Here is a 16,016-nt window from a genome sequence, read left to right as displayed (position 1 = left end):
TTTAGATTTTTTCTCACAATACTTTTCCTTTGAATATCCCTGATGGTCTATAAAGTAATACAATCACCAAGATTGAAAATGAAACCGCAAATTTGTAATCTGTTGAAAGTAATTGGACTAAGCCCTCTGGCTCCATACTTTCAGGTAATATGTACATAAAAAATTTCTTATATGCATATGTTAATAAAATTTCTGAAAAAGCAATCACATAGCCTCCTAAAAATGCACCGAAAGGATTTCCAATTCCTCCAACGATTGCTGCGGCAAAAATAGGAAGCATATTATTAAAGTAAGTGAAAGGTTTAAAACTTTTATCTAAACCATACAAAGCTCCTCCAATAGTGGCTAAAATTCCTGCAATTACCCAGGTTACCAATACTATTTTCTTTGGATCTATTCCTGAAAGCAAAGCAAGATCTTCGTTATCAGAGTAAGCTTTCATGCTTTTTCCTGTTTTAGTTTTATTTAAAAACCAGAACAATAAAGAGACTAAAACTATTGTAACAAAAATAGTAATGACCTGAGTAGATTTAAGTGCAAGTCCTTCATTTAAACCTGTCATTTCTTTAAATTCTCTAGCCTTGATAATAAATTTTTCTCCATCGAAAAACCTTCTATCTCCTGGACCTATTATAATTCTAACAACTGCTTGGGTAACAAACATCACACCAATACTAACCATAGCAAACTGAACTGGCGGACTTTTTTGAGTTCTGTAATACTTAAAAACAAATTTATCAATTGTAAGCATGTATAAGATCATAAAAAAAATACCAAATGGAAGTGCAATTAATGCTGTAGGCAGAACTCCAAGAGAAATACCTAAAGATTGAAAATACCAAGTGAATAAAATTGTCATCATGGTTCCAAATGACATCATGTCTCCAGTTGCAAAATTAGCAAATCTTAGAATTCCATAAATTAAAGTAACAAAAATTGCACCCAAAGCTAATTGAGAACCGTAAGTAAGTCCTGGAATAAAAATATAATTTAGTAAAAGAATTATTGCATTAATAAGATCCATACTATCCTCCTAAGAAAGAGCTTCTTACTCTTGGATCGTTCAATAATTCTTTGCCAGTCCCTGAATAACGATTTTCTCCAGTAACTAAAACATAGCCTCTATCAGAAATATTTAATGCTTGTTTAGCATTTTGTTCTACCATTAAAATAGCAACATTAGTTCTTTTTACTTTAACTATATGATCAAATAATTCATCCATAACAATTGGTGATACCCCTGCGGTAGGTTCATCCAGCATTAGTACTGTTGGCTTAATCATTAATGCTCTTCCGAGTGCAACTTGTTGTCTTTGACCACCAGACAATTCACCTACCATTTGATTTCTTTTTTCTCTAAGGATTGGAAATAGTTCATAAATTTCCTCAACAATATGTTTTATCTCAGAGTTTACTAAAAAGGCTCCCATTTCTAAATTTTCCTGAACAGTCATTCCTGCAAAAACATTTTTAGTTTGAGGAACAAATGAAATTCCTTGTTTAACTCGATCTTGTGGAGAAAGTTTAGAAATATCCTTACCATCAATTTTAACTGATCCAGATTTTAAATTTAATAAACCTAACATTGCTTTCATAGCTGTAGACTTTCCAGCACCATTAGGTCCTAGGATAGAAACAATTTCGCCTTTGTTTACTTCAACAGAACAAGAATTAATTATATCTGGTCCATTTCCATAACCACCGGTCATCTCTATTCCTTCAAAATATGCCATTAAACTTCATCCTTTAATTTCGATCCTCTACCAAGGTAACTTTCGATTACCTTTTCATCCTTTTTTGCATCATCAACCGTACCCTCAAATAAAACCGAACCTTCAGCCATAACAATTACGGGATCACATAATCTTCCTATAAAATCCATATCATGCTCAATCATACAAAAAGTATAACCTTTTTCTTTATTTAGCTTTTCGATTGCAGTACCCAGATCTTTTAATAAAGTTCTATTTACTCCTGCCCCTACTTCATCCAATAATACTAATTTTGCATCAACCATCATAGTTCTTCCAAGTTCTAACAATTTTTTTTGACCTCCAGAAAGATTTCCTGCAAGCTCATTTGACAAATGCCCTAGATTTAAGAATTCAACTACTTCTTTTGCTTTTTCTTTAACTTCTGCTTCCTCTTTTGCAACTAACCCTGGCTTAAATAATGCTGTCATTAGCTTTTCACCTGATTGATTTCCTGGAACCATCATCAAGTTTTCTAGAACAGACAAATTTGAAAACTCGTGAGCTATTTGAAAAGTTCTAAGTAATCCTTTTGAAAATAATTCATAAGATGGAACATCTGTGATATTTTCTTCATCAAATGTTACACTCCCACCTGAAGATTTTAAATTTCCTGCAATTAAATTAAATAAAGTTGTTTTGCCAGATCCGTTTGGTCCAATTATACCTGTGATAGTTCCTCTTTTAACTTTTATAGAACAATCAGAAACTGCAGCAAGTCCTCCAAAATACTTTGATAAATTATTTATCTCTAAAATATTATCAGACATTTATTTATCTAATCTTTTGTAAATGCTATTTAAAGTTTTCTCTAATGATTTATAAAAACCAGATTTTGACAATTCATTGACACCCTGCTCATTTAATCCCTTAGGTGTTTGCGACTCTTTAACTAACTCTCTTAAGTTTTCTTTAGAATGTATAACTGCATCTTCTGACAAAGCTAAAAACAAAGAAGTTATATATTTTTGAGCATTATTTCTTTTTACTCCTTTTTTAACTAACCAATCAGACATTACTCTTTGCATTTCATAAAAAGGTGCCATCATTCCAGAAGTAGACCAAAAGTTTATTGAAGATTTTTCATTTTTGATTTCTACAGTAGTTCCTAAATGATTAAAAAAAGCTTTCACTTTTGAATTTGGAGGACAAATTGGAACTGGTCCTTTCTTTAATGATATTGGTGGCAAAGGAATTGCTCTTACTATTTTTGCTTTTACTTTAACGGCTTTTTTTAACTGTGATAGAGTTATTGTAGATATAAAGCTAACAATTGTTTGACTAGACTTAAATTTTAAATCTTTAATTATCTTCTCTCCCACCGTAGGTGTAATAGATAAAAATACCCAAGTAGATTGATCAACAATTTGTTGATTATCTTTAGCAATAACTATTTTTTTGAACTTTTTTTTTAAACTTTTGGCAATCTGCTTATTCCTTGGAGAAATTATTATTTTTTTATATTTAAGGTTAGATTTACATATTCCAGTTATTACTGAAGATGCAATTTTACCCGTACCAATAAAACCTAAAATCATAATATTTTGGTTACTTTATATTGATTATATTGAATTAATTAACAAAAAAAGATCCTCTAATTCTCAACAATTCTCTGCTTAATTCTTTATTTTCTTTGAAAGGTTTTCTTCCATGAAGCCAAAAATAATTATTTGCAATTATAGAGCAACCAACCGGTAACTTTGTAATTACTTTATTTTCACTTCCTTCAAGAGCATCAGATAATCTCTGTAAAAAATTGCCTTGTTCCATGTTTTTTGGTTCGGGAAATTGGTCAATATATGAAATATGTGGTCTTCCTTTATCATCTGAAGAAAAAACTGGATGCTCAACTTTATAATCTACATTTTTACTCTTAGGTGAGCTCCAAAGAAAATCTTGTTTACCCACAGGATCATTTGATAGTTCTTTGCAATGTTCCCAATCATCTAAATGCAACATCGCAGTCTCTCCACCCTCTACATTTTCTTCTTCTAACTTTGTCATAATTAACCAATCAGTAATTTCTTTAACATAAGTTCCATCTGTATGAAGATCCATATTACGGTAAGCTTTTCTTAAATAAGAGTCACTCGCGTCTTCGTGTTTAACATGAAAACGAGCATAGTATTTTCCTGCCATTGAATCATGGTTAGGATTTCCAATTAAATAGGCAATAGCTGTTGATAATTTTACTAAAAATTTATCATTAATTTTTGGTGAAATATTTTTTGGTCCAATTATAAAACAACCAGTTGAACGATCTCTAATTATTGAGTTCATTAGTTTACTAAGTTTATTTTCTGTTAAATCATCTAAACTTTTTGCTATTGTAAACCTTGTAAAAGGCTTTAGTTCTAAAGCTGTTAAGTCAAATTTATTAAATGGAAAAACTAATTTCTTAATAATCTCATCAGTAATTTTAATATTCAAAATTCTTTTTGATTTATCATGTTCTTGAATTTCTAAACCAGGTATTTTTTCCATAAGAAACCTTAAGTTAAGTTTTTTAATAAATCAATTTTATTTAGAAATAATTAACTAATATTGCCATACTTATGGCAGAGAAAATTGTGGGATAAACATAATTTTTTTTAGAAATAAAAAAAACAGTTAAGGATAGTACAACAACAACAAATCTTACTAAGTAGCTTGAGTCATCCATTACACCAACTGGAAAAATTATTGTTCTTGCAATTAGGGCTGCTAAAGTTGCATAAGCTAAACAGTTAAACCATTTAAATATCTTAGAAGTTTCTTTTATACCTTCTGAGCTTATTGCTCCAAGAAATCTTGATAAAAAAGTTGCAAGGGATGTCACCAAAATTGCTAAAACGATACTAGTTGACATTTTTTTCTCCTATTAAGTAAGCAATAGTGCCACCAACTACTCCACCTAATAAAATAGACCATTCAGGTGAAAAAAAATAAAAAACAGGTCCCAAAATAATTCCAAGTAAAACTGATAAAGTTACTTGTCTTGTTTTTGACGCTCCTACCATCATGCATAAAAAATATACAGGATTTAAAATAGCTAAACCCATCATCATTTCTTTGTTTAAATATTCTGAAAAATAAAAACCTATTAAAGTCCCAATTACAGCAACACCCCAAGTAGCGCTTCCAATCCCTATCCAATAATCAATTCTATATTTTTCTGGAATAGTCTTATAATTACTCTTCATAATCAACCAAGCTGATACAGCTATGAAATGGCATGAAAAATAATATTTCCACTTTGGTTGATCTTCATGCATCATTAATGGAAACAAAGAAACAGCCATTGGATATAAACGAGCATTAACAAACCAAACTGCTAAAAAAATATTTAATAAAGAAGCACCAACCAATAAAGACTCTGCCATAACTAGAGATCCTGGCAATGCATAAGTCAGCATGGTAGAAAAAATGCTTTCTTGAATATTGAAGCCAAGATTTTTTAAAAGAGCTCCTATAGCAATAAAACAACAACCTAAAGCTATTGCTGGGCTATCGTGAGCTAGTATTGATTTGTAGCCTTTAAAAAAGAAATCTTTATTTATCATTAGCCACCAAGGAATAGTCTACCAACATCAGGGTTTTGCAATAACTCATCCCCTTTGCCAGCAATTGCAGTTTGTCCAGATACTAATACATATCCAATGTCTGCAAATTCTAGTCCTTTTTTGGCATTTTGTTCAACTAATATAATAGTTTTCTTTTCATTTTGTTGAAGATCTCTCAAAATTTCAAAAACCATGTCAATATATCTTGGTTCTAAACCAATTGAAGGTTCATCAACTAATAGAACAGATGGTTTCATAACTAAAGCTCTAGAGATTTCTAACAATCTTCTTTCACCACCTGATAAAACTTTAGCAGGCTGATTTCTTCTATTTCTTAATCTCTCGTATTTTTCTAAAATTCTTTCAGCTTCTTCAAAAGACTCTTCGGTTTTATCTTTAATATATCCGCCCATTAATAAGTTTTCTTCAACTGTCATATCTGGGAATACAGAATTGTCTTGTAAGATATATGCAATTCCAACTGATTTTAATTTTTCAGCTGGTGTAAGATTTGTAATTTCTTTTCCTTCTATTTCAATTTGACCAGAGAAGATGTTTGTAAATCCATAAATTGAGTGAAGAATTGTAGATTTACCTGCTCCGTTTGGTCCAATCAAACACAATGATTGTGCTTTGTTCACGAATAAATCAAAATTATGTAAAATTTCCATTTTACCATACCCAGCATTTAAATTTTTAATTGTCAGATGTATTTCATTTGGAGATAGTTTTTTTAAATCTTTTGGTGTTGGAGCTTTTCCTAAAACTTCATATTGATTTGACATTATTGGGCTCCTAGGTATGCATCGATAACACGCTTATCGTTTTTAATTTCATCTGGTGAACCATTTGCTAACATTTTACCGTGAGCTAAACAAAATATATTCTCCGCTAATTGCATGATCACTCTCATATTATGTTCAATAACTAAAAGAGTGATACCAAAATCTTGATTTACTTTTATCAATCTATCAATAATTCCATTGATTAAAGTTGGATTTATTCCTGCTGTTGGTTCATCTAGTAAAAGCATTTCTGGTTCATTCATTAATGCCATAGCAAGTTCTAAAAGTTTTTGTTGTCCAAAAGATAAATCACCTGCTCTAAGTTTTCTCTTTTGATATAAACCAACAAAATTTAGTAAATTTTCTGCTTTTTCTGTAAGCTCTTGAGGTATTTTTGAAAACAGTTTTAATATATTTTCATCACTACCCTTATGGCTAATTAGCATATTATCAATGCAGTTCAGTTTTCCATATATTCTTGTTTGTTGAAAAGTTCTTAATAAACCTAGCTTTGCTATTACGGGAACAGGAAGTTCAGAAACTTCTTTTCCATTAAATTTAATTGAACCCTGGTCTATTGGATAAGTGCCTACAATTGAATTAAATAAAGTTGTTTTTCCTGATCCATTTGGGCCAATTAATCCCACTATTTTACCTTTTTCAACTGACATGGAGATATCAACATTAGCTTTTACTCCTCCAAAAGATTTACTAACATTATTAACTTCTAAAATACTCATTTTATCTCTACCTGAGCCTTTCGATCAGCTTCATCAACTACCTCCCCAAATCTGTGAGGATATTTTTCTCTTAACCATCCCATTAATCCCTCAGGGAAATAAATGACAATCACTACAATTAATACGCCCAAGGCTACATACTGCCAGCCTAGGAAGAATGTCCAAAATCCTTCTTTAAAAATATGGAATATTGTTGCACCGATAACTGGTCCCCAAAGAGTTCCTTTACCACCTAATATTGCCATTAAAACCATGAACACTCCCATTTCTCTTCCATCAAAAGCAACATCTGTTGAGTCGATATATCCAACTAGTCCACCCATTATTCCTCCAGCTAAACCACAGAAAAATGCAGAAATCATCCAACCAATAATTTTATATTTCATTGTTGCAATTCCCATAGCTTCAGCCTTGTCTTCATTGTCTCTGATTGCATTAAGGATTAACTTAAATCTAGTAGAGTAAATCGCTTTCACAGTTATAAATGTCAAAACTAAAACTATAAAACTTAAAAAGTAAAAGAATTCTCCTCTAGCTTCTAAGCCTCCTACATTAGGAAATGGTGGAGTTGTAAAACCTTGTCCTGCTCCAATAATTTCAATTCCTCCAGAAATTTCACCAGCAGCTACTCCTAATCCTAGAGTACAAATAGCAAAATAGTGGCCTCTCAATCCTAATATTGCATAACCAATTAAACCAGCAACAATAGTTGGAACCACTGCGGCAACAACAAGTCCCATTGCCATACCTTGGAAAAATTGGGTAGGAGTATGTACAAATGTTTTTTCACCACCACTTTCTGTCCACTCTGCTAATGGAAAAAACATTCCAACTTGAACTGAAGCACACAAATACATACCCAGTCCATAGAACAAAATATTTCCAAATGTATTGTATCCCATCTCCCCTCCTTGGATATTCCAAGTAGTTGCAAGAACAATTAGAATGCAAAGAATTGATAATTGTACTTTAAATGCTGGAAATATAAATGGTGCTGCTAAACCAAATATTAAAATTCCTATATAAAGTATTAAATTATTTTTGTTCATATAGACTATTAATTTTTTCTCTGAAATTTTGATCTACTGTAAAATAATGACCATCTTCATCATGTACACTTGAGCCTGATGAATGATATTCATCTAAGTGTTTTTTAAATTTATCTATGTCAACTTCAACTGTTTGACCTTGATTATCATTGATTTTAACTTTTCTCATTTTAAGTACTCTCTCTTTCTTGAAAGTTTAAATCTTCGATAAACTAAAATTAAGACTAGTAATAAAAATACTGATCCAATTCTAAATTCTGTTCCTAAAATATAATCTGCAAATTCCTCAAAAACTCCTAATCCCATACCTGACATTGCAACACCTGGTAAATTTCCTAAACCAGCAACAATAACAATCATAAAAGATCTAATCGTATAAGGTAATCCCATATAAGGGTGAATAGTGAATGTTATAGAGATTAAAGCTCCAGCTACACCACATAAAGCAGCATTAATTCCAAAAGTTGCTGCGTATACTTTTTCAGTATCTACTCCTAAAATTTTTGCAGCACGTGCGTTTTGAGCAGTTGCTCTAATTGCTCGTCCAAGCTTAGATTTTTTCATATAAATCACTAAGCAAACTGCAAATAAAATACTGATAAATGCTGAAAATATTTTTGAATTAGGAAGAACAACATTATTATCAAACAACATTGTTGTACCATAATGCGAATTTGCAAGCACAACATCTGCACCAAATGCAAAGTTCATTAATTGCATGAATAAAATACTTATTCCAAATGTAGCTAAAATTGAGATAAATAAATCTCTATCGACAACTTTATTTATAACCAGTTTATAGATCGCAATACCTACGAAATACATTATAATTGGAGCAACAATTACTCCCCATGCTGGATGAATACCATAAAGATACATAAAGTACGCAATGTATCCTCCTAAAATAACAAGATCTCCTTGAGCAATATTAATTATATTCATAACACCCCATTGAAGAGCCATTCCATAAGCAATTAATGCGAACAATACTCCTAAAAGAATACCGTCCAAGCAAGCTTGAACAGTTATCATTGGGTATTGAAATACAAGAAAATCCATAAAATCTTTTTTGGTTTATATAAAAAAAAGCCCCCTATTACCAGGGGGCTAAATTTTTAATTATTATCTTTCAGACCACTTAGGCATTGGGTGAATTAACTTAGCAGATGCCCATTTTAATGGAGCAACAACTTTGTTTTCACACTTACCAGCATCATCACACATTACTTGGAAAAGTACCATTGGCTTATCAACGTTCTGACCGCCAGGTGCAAATTTAATATTTCCATAGAATGTTTGCATGTTAGTAGCTGCAAGAGCATCTCTTACTTTCTTTTGATCAAAAGAATTGGCTCTTTCAAATGCATCTTTGAACACCAATAACGCAGCTGAAGACTCAGCAGATTGGTATGGTGGATCATATCCAAACTCTTTCTCAAAGTCTGCAGCATAGGTCATTCCATCTTTAAAGAAATCATCTTTATAAGTCAGAGATTTATGCCATTGAGAAGCACATAGTGCATACTGAGAATTAGCACCATGTTGTTTTGACAATTTCGCTGCATCACAGTGAGTCATAGCCAACATTGGAACATCAACCTTCATTTCAGCAATTTGTCTTACTGCAGTCAATGCACCTTTAGTATGACCTGATACAACTAAAACATCTGGTTTCATTTGTTTAACTTTAACCAAAGTTGCAGCCATATCATTTAACTCTTTAGGCAGTTTGTCATCGATGATGATTTCAGATCCAGTTCTTTCTGCAGCATCTAAAATACCTAATCTAACATCCTGTGAAAAAGCATCTTGTTCAAATGCTTGAGCAATTCTTACTGGTTTTCCACCATTTAGCTCAACTGCAGTTTCAATTGCTACATCAAGATATAAGTTTGCCGGAGCTAATACTGCAAATAGATATTTGTAACCTTTGGTAAACAAAGATCTAGAAGCACCATTCGCCTCTACCATTGGAACACCATATTTTTCAGTTACAGGTGCAATAGCTTTTGTAAGACCTGAACTGTATGGGCCAAGCATAAACTCAACACCATCTTGTGAAATTAATCTTTCTGCAAGCTGTGCAGCTCTCTTAGGGTTTGATTCATCATCGTAATAGATAATGTCAAACTTATAAGTTTTTCCACCAACTTTTACACCACCCATGCTATTAATTCTGTCAACGGCCATGTTATAACCATTTTGAGTATGAACACCATTTGATGAGTACTTACCAGTTAAGGAAATTGCAGCACCTAAAATAATTTTGTCACCAACTACTTTTGCAAAAGATGCAACAGAAGTTGAAAATAAAATTACTAATGCAGAAACAAAACTTAAAATTATTTTATTTAACTTCATTTTATTTCCCCTTTAATTAATTAATGACTAATTAAATAAACAATTTTCACACAATGCAAGTAGGAATAAAGTCTTAGTATGAGTTTAATACTGTTGTGTAATAACAATAATTCCAGCAATAATGACTAAAACACTCGCTGAAATTGTATTAATAGTTTTCGGATTTGCAGTAATCCATTTAATCAATTTTTGTGCAAGTATTGCATAACCAATCAAGGATAAAAAATCTAATACAATGTAAGTTGTAATTAAAATTATAAATTGACTTAAAAGATTAGAACTAAAATCAATAAATTGTGGAAATATAAAAGGAAAAAACATCCAAGCCTTAGGACTGGTTCCTGCAACTAAAAACCCATCTCTAAAAAAAGATAAATTACTTTTTGTAATTTCTTCCTTATCTTTTAAGTTTTTTGGGCGAGACTTATAGATATCATAAGCAAGATATAAAATGTAAAGAACTCCAATCCATTTGAAAATATTAAGAATTAATGAATTTTCTGAAAAAAAAGAACCTATTACAAAAATTACCAAAGTCGCTTGAATTAAATTTGCAGTAACATCACCAAGTGCTGACCAAACACATTTCCCTACACCATAATTCATTGAATAGGAAATTATAACTATTCTTGGAGTACCCGGTGTAATGAACAAAAAAATAATGATTTGTAAGTAGAGTATAAATTCTAAAGGAAGCATATTCGTAAAGAGAAGATAGTCCTTAAAAACCGGGAGCTAAAGATGGCTAAGAAGGACTATCTGGGCGATAATATCAGAGGGTAAAAAAAATGCATTAAATTTTTTTTTCAAATATAAAGGGTTTATGAAAAAAAAAGGGTACACCCCGGTTACCAAAGTTAAAAATCCTGAACCCAGCATTGACGACCCAGACTGGGTAATTTGGGCGGCATGGGCAGACAGAATTACTTTTGAGGAAATTGAGAAAAAAACAGGGAAGCGAGAATCTGATGTAATTAAAATTATGAGAAGATCTTTAAAACCATCATCATTTAGATTGTGGAGAAAAAGAGTAAATCAAAAAAGTATCAAACATAGAAAAAAATTTGAATATTCTAGAAAAGAAATCACTAGTAAAATTAAAAAAGGTGACTATCTATAAGTTATGAAAAAAATTACTATGTATACTGGCCCCCTATGTAACTATTGTGAGGCTGCAAAAAGATTATTAACAAGAAACAATGCTCCATATAATGAAATTGATATTTCAAAAGTTGAAGGCGCAATGGATGAAATGATTAAGAAAGCAAATGGAAAAAGAACAATTCCACAAATTTTTTTTGATGAGCAGCATATAGGTGGCTATGATGAAGTAAGGGCTCTAGAAAAAGAAAACAAACTCCAAGACTTACTAAAAAATTAAAACTATACTTAAGTTTTTGGTTTAAAAACTAAACAGACACCATTATTGCAATATCTTTTTCCAGTTGGCTCTGGACCGTCATCGAATATATGTCCATGGTGACCACCACATTTTTTACAATGATACTCTGTTCTTCCATAACCTAAATGATAATCTGTTTTTGTTTCAAAAACATCTGGTAAAGATTCATAAAAAGATGGCCAACCAGATCCACTTTCATATTTAGTATTTGAGTCAAATAACTTCTCACCACAATTTGCACAATGAAAACTTCCTTCTCTTTTTTCATTATTAAGTTCACTTGATCCAGCAAGTTCTGTGCCTTCTTCAAATAAAATTAATTTCTGTTCAGCGGTTAGGTTGGGGTTAATTTTTTTTGTCATATTCAAATATACTTAGCACAAGTTTGATGCAACAAAGAGTGCAATTCTACTAATTTTTCAAAATCTTTATTGTATCCTCCTCCTAAAACTCCACAAAAAGGTATTCTTTTTGAATAAAAATTTTCAATTACTAGCTCATCTCTCAATTTTACACCTTGATCGGAAATTTTTAATTTACCTAATCGATCATTAAAATGAATGTCTACTCCTGCAATATAAAAAACAAAATCAAAATTTTCTTGATTTAACTCTGTTAAATAGTGCTTTAAAGTTTTGATGTAAGTATCATCCTCTGTGTTTTCTTCTAGCTCTACATCTAAATCACTAATAGATTTTTTTGCAGGATAATTAGTTTTTGAATGCATGCTAAATGTAAAAACATTTCTATTTTCTTTAAAAATATCTGAATTTCCATTTCCTTGATGAACATCAAGATCTACAATTAAAATTTTATTTGCAAGGCCCCTGTTAAGTAAATAATGAGCTGCAACTGCTACATCATTAAATACACAGTAACCGGCACCACCATTGTAATTAGCGTGGTGGCTCCCTCCAGCCGTATTGCAAGAAATTCCATAATTTATAGCAAGTTTTGATGCCAATACAGTCCCCCCTGTTGCAACCAAAGATCTCTTAACAACACTGTCTACCAAAGGAAAACCTATTTTTTTAACACCATCTTTGTCTAAAGTTTTATTTGTGATGTCTCTTATATATTTTTCAGAATGAGCAAATTTTAATGTTTCAGATGAGCATGGATAAGGTTTATGAAACTTTTTGACTACATTTTTTTTAATTAAATAATTTGCAAGTTCACTAAATTTATTTATTGGAAATTTATGATCATCTCCAATTTTTGCAAAATAATCTTCGTGATTTACAACTGGTAACTCCATGGTTACTCTAAAACTCTGATTGGCTTTCCATTAACACAAGCCTCTAATCCCTCGATCATTTGATTGTAAAAAATACTGTAATTTTCTGCTGTTACATATCCTATATGCGGAGTTAACAAAGCGTTAGGTAAAAATCTTAATTTATTATTTTCAGGCAGAGGTTCTTTTTCATAAACATCAATGCCAGCTCCAGCAATTACATTAGTTGATAATGCTATAATCAAATCATCTTCATTAACTATTGGACCTCTTGAAGTATTAATTAAAAAAGCTGTCTTCTTCATATTGTCTAACTCTTTTAATGTTATGCAATCTTTGTATCTCTCTCCACCTTGCACATGAACGGATAAAACATCTGAGTTCTTAATTAAATCATCTTTGCTACATGGCAAGACATCGAGCTCTTTGCATTTATCTAAACTTAAATTTTCACTCCAAGCCATAACTTGCATTCCAAAAGCTTTTCCAATTTTTGCAACTTCACTTCCTACTCTTCCCAATCCTATTAATCCTAATATTTTTCCTTTTAGCTCAACACCAATAGTAGTTTGCCAATATCCTTGATACATATTATCAAATTCTTCTTTAAAGTTTCTAGCTAAACCAAGAATTAGTGCCCAAGTAAGTTCAGGAGTAGGATTGATATTAATATCTGTCCCACAAACTATAATTTTTCTTTTTTTAGCAGCTTCTAGGTCTATAGATCTATTTCTTAATCCACTCGTGATAACAAATTTTAAATCACTTAAATTATCAATAAGATTTTTTGTAATTGGAGTTCTTTCTCTCATTATTAGAAGAGCTTCAAAATCAGCTAATTGTTCAATAGCGTCCGCCTCATCTACAAAAGGTTCGCTGAAAATTTTAAATTCATATTTTCCAGATAATTTTTCTAAATCAACAAATTGTTGAGCAACATTTTGGTAATCATCTAATATAGCAACTTTAAGCATTTTTAATTTTTTTGTTTGATAAAAATAGACCTAATATAATTAAAATAGACCCAATTAAATGAAAAAATAAAAATTTTTCATTAAAAAGTATGATTGCAAAAATTGTACTGAATAAAGGAATTAATGATAAAAAAATTCCTGCTCGATTAGCTCCAATAACCGCAACAGCACCTGCCCAACAATAGTAAGAGCCAATACTTGGAAACAAAGCAATATAAAATAAAATGTAAAAAAAGTTGCTATTTATCTCTACAACTTTATCTTGAATTACATCGAAAAAAAATAAAGGCAAAAGAAATATTAGGCCAAACGTGCATATGATTTGTACAAGGGCAAGTAGAGAAACATCAAAATTTCTTTTTCTTAAATATGCTGAATAAACTCCCCATGCAATTATCGCACCTATCATAAATAAATCTCCTTTATTAAAATTTAAAGAAAGCAAAATATTAAGATCCAATCTTGTGATAATAGCTAAAATACCTAATACAGAAATAAACAGGCCTGATAATTGAAAAATATTTGTTTTTTCAATTTTCAACAAAAAACAAACTAAAATTATTGTAACTGGTATTGCAGTATTAAAAAGAGATGCATTGATTACTTGGGTATGATTTAAAGCATTATAAGTAAATGAAGTAAATATACAAACACTGGTAAAACCAAGGATAAAAAATAAAGATAAATTTTCTTTAATTTTATACTTTAATTTAAATATTTCCTGATACGTAAAGGGAAATAAAATTATCCATACAAAACACCATCTTAAAAATGAAAGAGTATTTGGTGGTATGTTTTGCAAGTATGCAAACTTAGCAATTGTAAAATTGCCTGCCCAAAATAATGTTGCACAAACCAACATTAAATATGCTTTGGCGTTCTGACCCACTTAGCTAAATCTTAACGAACTATAAGGTTTTAAATCTAAGTTTGTATTTTCGTTCGCAATCATTCCTGAAACAATCTTTCCAGAAATTGGGCCTAAAGTCCATCCTAAATGATGATGTCCAAAACAATAATAAACATTTTTATAATTTTTTGATGGTCCCATGACAGGTAAAAAGTCTGGTAAAGTTGGTCTAAATCCTAACCACTCATCCTCATGCTCGGGTAAATCACCAAGCATATATTTTGCATTATTAATTAAATTTTTAACTCTAGATTTTGACAAAGGATTTTCTAATCCACCAAATTCAACTGTACCAACTACTCTTAATCCTTGTTCCATTGGTGTAATTCCAAAACCACGGTTTGAAAATATTACTGGTCGGCTTAATAAATGATCACAGTTTTTAAAATGAACATGATATCCTCTTTCAGTATCTAGAGGAATTTGTTCATTTAAATTGTCAGTCAATTTTTTAGAAAAAGCGCCACAAGCAATAACTGCTTTATCAAAAACATAATTTTGTGTTTCAGTTTTAAAAATAGGTTTTTCATCATCAAATTTTATATCTTTAATATTTACTTTGTTAAACTTTCCACCTTTTTGCAAAAATAGATCAAATAATTTTAAAAGGATTCTTTTTGGATTTCGAGCATGTCTTGCATAAGGATAGTAAACTCCAGCATGATAGAAAGGTTTAATATGGGGTTCTAAATCATGAATTTCAGCTTTATTTACTAGTTGTTGTTTAACTCCTAATTCATCTCTAACTCTAATTTCTAATTCCCTACTTTTTAGATCTTGATCATTCCAGATATAAAGTATTCCTTTGTTTTCCACTAATCCTTCAAGATCTATTTCATCAAATAATTCATCATACGCCGGTAGAGCTAAATCTAAAATTTGATGCATATTTTTTGCAGTATGCATCATCTTAGTTTTTGTAGTGTTCATGATAAATTTCATGAACCATGGAATCATTTTTGGAACATAATTCCATTTTAAAGCTAGAGGACCAGTTGAACTTAATAACATAGCCGGAACATCCGCTAAGACATCTGTTCTATTTAAAGAAAGTGAAGCATAAGGCGAAAAATGTCCTGCATTTCCATAAGAAGCTGCTTGGCTTCCTGGATTATCTCTATCAAATATTGTTACATTAAATCCCTTTTTTTGAAGGAACAAAGCATTTGAAACACCTTGGATACCTGCACCAACTATTCCAACCTTAATGTTCTTATTCATAAGGACTTTATACAATTAAAAAATTAAAGTTTCATAGTGACAAA

General features: G+C 31.0%; 21 protein-coding genes. 2 read left to right on the top strand and 19 right to left on the bottom strand.

All coding sequences use genetic code 11. The features are described 5' to 3' along the window. Positions 1-13: 13 nt before the first annotated feature. The 14 genes from ACTTBM_RS00635 to ACTTBM_RS00570 form a co-directional block, all read right to left on the bottom strand. Positions 14-1,024, bottom strand: a complete 1,011-nt coding sequence (locus ACTTBM_RS00635; RefSeq protein ID WP_075506237.1) for a branched-chain amino acid ABC transporter permease — start codon at positions 1,022-1,024, stop codon at positions 14-16. Position 1,025: 1 nt separating this feature from the next. After that, positions 1,026-1,733 (bottom strand): ABC transporter ATP-binding protein, encoded by a 708-nt coding sequence (locus tag ACTTBM_RS00630; protein WP_440634284.1) that lies wholly within the window; start codon positions 1,731-1,733, stop codon positions 1,026-1,028. Then, positions 1,733-2,521 carry an ABC transporter ATP-binding protein gene (locus ACTTBM_RS00625; RefSeq protein WP_440634283.1) on the bottom strand — a complete coding sequence of 263 codons (789 nt, stop codon included), beginning with the start codon at positions 2,519-2,521 and terminating at the stop codon, positions 1,733-1,735. Before ACTTBM_RS00625 ends, ACTTBM_RS00630 begins: the two co-directional genes overlap by 1 nt. Then, positions 2,522-3,289: a pyrroline-5-carboxylate reductase gene (locus ACTTBM_RS00620; RefSeq protein WP_440634282.1), complete on the bottom strand. Its 768-nt coding sequence runs from the start codon at positions 3,287-3,289 to the stop codon at positions 2,522-2,524. Positions 3,290-3,323: 34 nt separating this feature from the next. Next, on the bottom strand, positions 3,324-4,235 hold the full coding sequence (gene glaH, locus ACTTBM_RS00615; RefSeq protein WP_075506239.1) for a glutarate dioxygenase GlaH: 912 nt from the start codon (positions 4,233-4,235) through the stop codon (positions 3,324-3,326). Between the two features lie 40 nt (positions 4,236-4,275). After that, a complete protein-coding gene (locus ACTTBM_RS00610) occupies positions 4,276-4,599 on the bottom strand; it encodes an AzlD domain-containing protein (protein ID WP_440634281.1) in 324 nt (107 codons plus the stop codon). Continuing rightward, complete coding sequence (locus ACTTBM_RS00605; protein WP_440634280.1) at positions 4,589-5,293, bottom strand: AzlC family ABC transporter permease; 705 nt, start codon at positions 5,291-5,293, stop codon at positions 4,589-4,591. The genes ACTTBM_RS00610 and ACTTBM_RS00605 overlap by 11 nt, the downstream gene beginning before the upstream one ends. After that, entirely contained in the window at positions 5,293-6,078 is a 786-nt protein-coding gene (locus tag ACTTBM_RS00600) for an ABC transporter ATP-binding protein (protein WP_075506242.1), read from the bottom strand. The genes ACTTBM_RS00605 and ACTTBM_RS00600 overlap by 1 nt, the downstream gene beginning before the upstream one ends. Then, positions 6,078-6,818: an ABC transporter ATP-binding protein gene (locus ACTTBM_RS00595; RefSeq protein WP_023854239.1), complete on the bottom strand. Its 741-nt coding sequence runs from the start codon at positions 6,816-6,818 to the stop codon at positions 6,078-6,080. The genes ACTTBM_RS00600 and ACTTBM_RS00595 overlap by 1 nt, the downstream gene beginning before the upstream one ends. Next, positions 6,815-7,867, bottom strand: coding sequence for a branched-chain amino acid ABC transporter permease (locus ACTTBM_RS00590; RefSeq protein ID WP_075506244.1), 1,053 nt, complete (start codon positions 7,865-7,867; stop codon positions 6,815-6,817). Before ACTTBM_RS00590 ends, ACTTBM_RS00595 begins: the two co-directional genes overlap by 4 nt. After that, positions 7,854-8,036 carry a hypothetical protein gene (locus ACTTBM_RS00585; RefSeq protein ID WP_075506245.1) on the bottom strand — a complete coding sequence of 61 codons (183 nt, stop codon included), beginning with the start codon at positions 8,034-8,036 and terminating at the stop codon, positions 7,854-7,856. The genes ACTTBM_RS00590 and ACTTBM_RS00585 overlap by 14 nt, the downstream gene beginning before the upstream one ends. After that, complete coding sequence (locus ACTTBM_RS00580) at positions 8,033-8,926, bottom strand: branched-chain amino acid ABC transporter permease (protein ID WP_075506246.1); 894 nt, start codon at positions 8,924-8,926, stop codon at positions 8,033-8,035. Before ACTTBM_RS00580 ends, ACTTBM_RS00585 begins: the two co-directional genes overlap by 4 nt. A 63-nt stretch (positions 8,927-8,989) precedes the next feature. Beyond that, positions 8,990-10,228: an amino acid ABC transporter substrate-binding protein gene (locus tag ACTTBM_RS00575; RefSeq protein WP_075506247.1), complete on the bottom strand. Its 1,239-nt coding sequence runs from the start codon at positions 10,226-10,228 to the stop codon at positions 8,990-8,992. A gap of 84 nt (positions 10,229-10,312) precedes the next feature. After that, positions 10,313-10,927 (bottom strand): LysE family translocator, encoded by a 615-nt coding sequence (locus ACTTBM_RS00570; RefSeq protein ID WP_440634279.1) that lies wholly within the window; start codon positions 10,925-10,927, stop codon positions 10,313-10,315. Positions 10,928-11,051: 124 nt separating this feature from the next. Here ACTTBM_RS00570 and ACTTBM_RS00565 point away from each other — a divergent pair, with 124 nt between their 5' ends. Together ACTTBM_RS00565 and grxC are read left to right on the top strand one after the other, a co-directional pair. Then, positions 11,052-11,348: a TIGR03643 family protein gene (locus ACTTBM_RS00565; RefSeq protein WP_075506249.1), complete on the top strand. Its 297-nt coding sequence runs from the start codon at positions 11,052-11,054 to the stop codon at positions 11,346-11,348. A 3-nt stretch (positions 11,349-11,351) separates the two neighbouring features. Beyond that, entirely contained in the window at positions 11,352-11,609 is a 258-nt protein-coding gene (gene grxC, locus ACTTBM_RS00560; protein ID WP_075506250.1) for a glutaredoxin 3, read from the top strand. An 8-nt stretch (positions 11,610-11,617) separates the two neighbouring features. On the opposite strand, the gene msrB is transcribed toward grxC, so the two are convergent. Genes msrB through ACTTBM_RS00535 form a run of 5 tightly spaced genes read right to left on the bottom strand, consistent with a single transcriptional unit; the run spans position 11,618 to position 15,972 of the window. Then, positions 11,618-11,992: a peptide-methionine (R)-S-oxide reductase MsrB gene (gene msrB, locus ACTTBM_RS00555; protein ID WP_440634278.1), complete on the bottom strand. Its 375-nt coding sequence runs from the start codon at positions 11,990-11,992 to the stop codon at positions 11,618-11,620. Between the two features lie 2 nt (positions 11,993-11,994). Beyond that, positions 11,995-12,888 carry a histone deacetylase family protein gene (locus tag ACTTBM_RS00550; RefSeq protein WP_440634277.1) on the bottom strand — a complete coding sequence of 298 codons (894 nt, stop codon included), beginning with the start codon at positions 12,886-12,888 and terminating at the stop codon, positions 11,995-11,997. A 2-nt stretch (positions 12,889-12,890) separates the two neighbouring features. Beyond that, a complete protein-coding gene (locus tag ACTTBM_RS00545; RefSeq protein ID WP_440634276.1) occupies positions 12,891-13,841 on the bottom strand; it encodes a D-2-hydroxyacid dehydrogenase family protein in 951 nt (316 codons plus the stop codon). Next, the gene (locus ACTTBM_RS00540) at positions 13,834-14,730 is read right to left on the bottom strand and encodes a DMT family transporter (RefSeq protein ID WP_440634275.1); all 897 of its coding nucleotides are present in this window, start codon (positions 14,728-14,730) and stop codon (positions 13,834-13,836) included. The genes ACTTBM_RS00545 and ACTTBM_RS00540 overlap by 8 nt, the downstream gene beginning before the upstream one ends. Continuing rightward, positions 14,731-15,972: an NAD(P)/FAD-dependent oxidoreductase gene (locus ACTTBM_RS00535; RefSeq protein WP_440634274.1), complete on the bottom strand. Its 1,242-nt coding sequence runs from the start codon at positions 15,970-15,972 to the stop codon at positions 14,731-14,733. Between the last annotated feature and the right edge of the window lie 44 nt (positions 15,973-16,016).

Origin of the sequence: Candidatus Pelagibacter sp. HIMB1746 (assembly GCF_052047555.1) — a bacterium.
Lineage (GTDB): Bacteria > Pseudomonadota > Alphaproteobacteria > Pelagibacterales > Pelagibacteraceae > Pelagibacter.
Note: the sequence above shows the minus strand (reverse complement) of the source record. Positions and strands in the feature narration are given on the sequence as shown.

Excerpts from the sequence above, each read along its gene's own strand:
- ACTTBM_RS00635 (WP_075506237.1), bottom strand. The coding sequence starts at position 1,024 with ATGGATCTTATTAATGCAATAATTCTTTTACTAAATTATATTTTTATT.
- ACTTBM_RS00630 (WP_440634284.1), bottom strand. The coding sequence starts at position 1,733 with ATGGCATATTTTGAAGGAATAGAGATGACCGGTGGTTATGGAAATGGA.
- ACTTBM_RS00625 (WP_440634283.1), bottom strand. The coding sequence starts at position 2,521 with ATGTCTGATAATATTTTAGAGATAAATAATTTATCAAAGTATTTTGGA.
- ACTTBM_RS00620 (WP_440634282.1), bottom strand. The coding sequence starts at position 3,289 with ATGATTTTAGGTTTTATTGGTACGGGTAAAATTGCATCTTCAGTAATA.
- glaH (WP_075506239.1), bottom strand. The coding sequence starts at position 4,235 with ATGGAAAAAATACCTGGTTTAGAAATTCAAGAACATGATAAATCAAAA.
- ACTTBM_RS00610 (WP_440634281.1), bottom strand. The coding sequence starts at position 4,599 with ATGTCAACTAGTATCGTTTTAGCAATTTTGGTGACATCCCTTGCAACT.
- ACTTBM_RS00605 (WP_440634280.1), bottom strand. The coding sequence starts at position 5,293 with ATGATAAATAAAGATTTCTTTTTTAAAGGCTACAAATCAATACTAGCT.
- ACTTBM_RS00600 (WP_075506242.1), bottom strand. The coding sequence starts at position 6,078 with ATGTCAAATCAATATGAAGTTTTAGGAAAAGCTCCAACACCAAAAGAT.
- ACTTBM_RS00595 (WP_023854239.1), bottom strand. The coding sequence starts at position 6,818 with ATGAGTATTTTAGAAGTTAATAATGTTAGTAAATCTTTTGGAGGAGTA.
- ACTTBM_RS00590 (WP_075506244.1), bottom strand. The coding sequence starts at position 7,867 with ATGAACAAAAATAATTTAATACTTTATATAGGAATTTTAATATTTGGT.
- ACTTBM_RS00585 (WP_075506245.1), bottom strand. The coding sequence starts at position 8,036 with ATGAGAAAAGTTAAAATCAATGATAATCAAGGTCAAACAGTTGAAGTT.
- ACTTBM_RS00580 (WP_075506246.1), bottom strand. The coding sequence starts at position 8,926 with ATGGATTTTCTTGTATTTCAATACCCAATGATAACTGTTCAAGCTTGC.
- ACTTBM_RS00575 (WP_075506247.1), bottom strand. The coding sequence starts at position 10,228 with ATGAAGTTAAATAAAATAATTTTAAGTTTTGTTTCTGCATTAGTAATT.
- ACTTBM_RS00570 (WP_440634279.1), bottom strand. The coding sequence starts at position 10,927 with ATGCTTCCTTTAGAATTTATACTCTACTTACAAATCATTATTTTTTTG.
- ACTTBM_RS00565 (WP_075506249.1), top strand. The coding sequence starts at position 11,052 with ATGAAAAAAAAAGGGTACACCCCGGTTACCAAAGTTAAAAATCCTGAA.
- grxC (WP_075506250.1), top strand. The coding sequence starts at position 11,352 with ATGAAAAAAATTACTATGTATACTGGCCCCCTATGTAACTATTGTGAG.
- msrB (WP_440634278.1), bottom strand. The coding sequence starts at position 11,992 with ATGACAAAAAAAATTAACCCCAACCTAACCGCTGAACAGAAATTAATT.
- ACTTBM_RS00550 (WP_440634277.1), bottom strand. The coding sequence starts at position 12,888 with ATGGAGTTACCAGTTGTAAATCACGAAGATTATTTTGCAAAAATTGGA.
- ACTTBM_RS00545 (WP_440634276.1), bottom strand. The coding sequence starts at position 13,841 with ATGCTTAAAGTTGCTATATTAGATGATTACCAAAATGTTGCTCAACAA.
- ACTTBM_RS00535 (WP_440634274.1), bottom strand. The coding sequence starts at position 15,972 with ATGAATAAGAACATTAAGGTTGGAATAGTTGGTGCAGGTATCCAAGGT.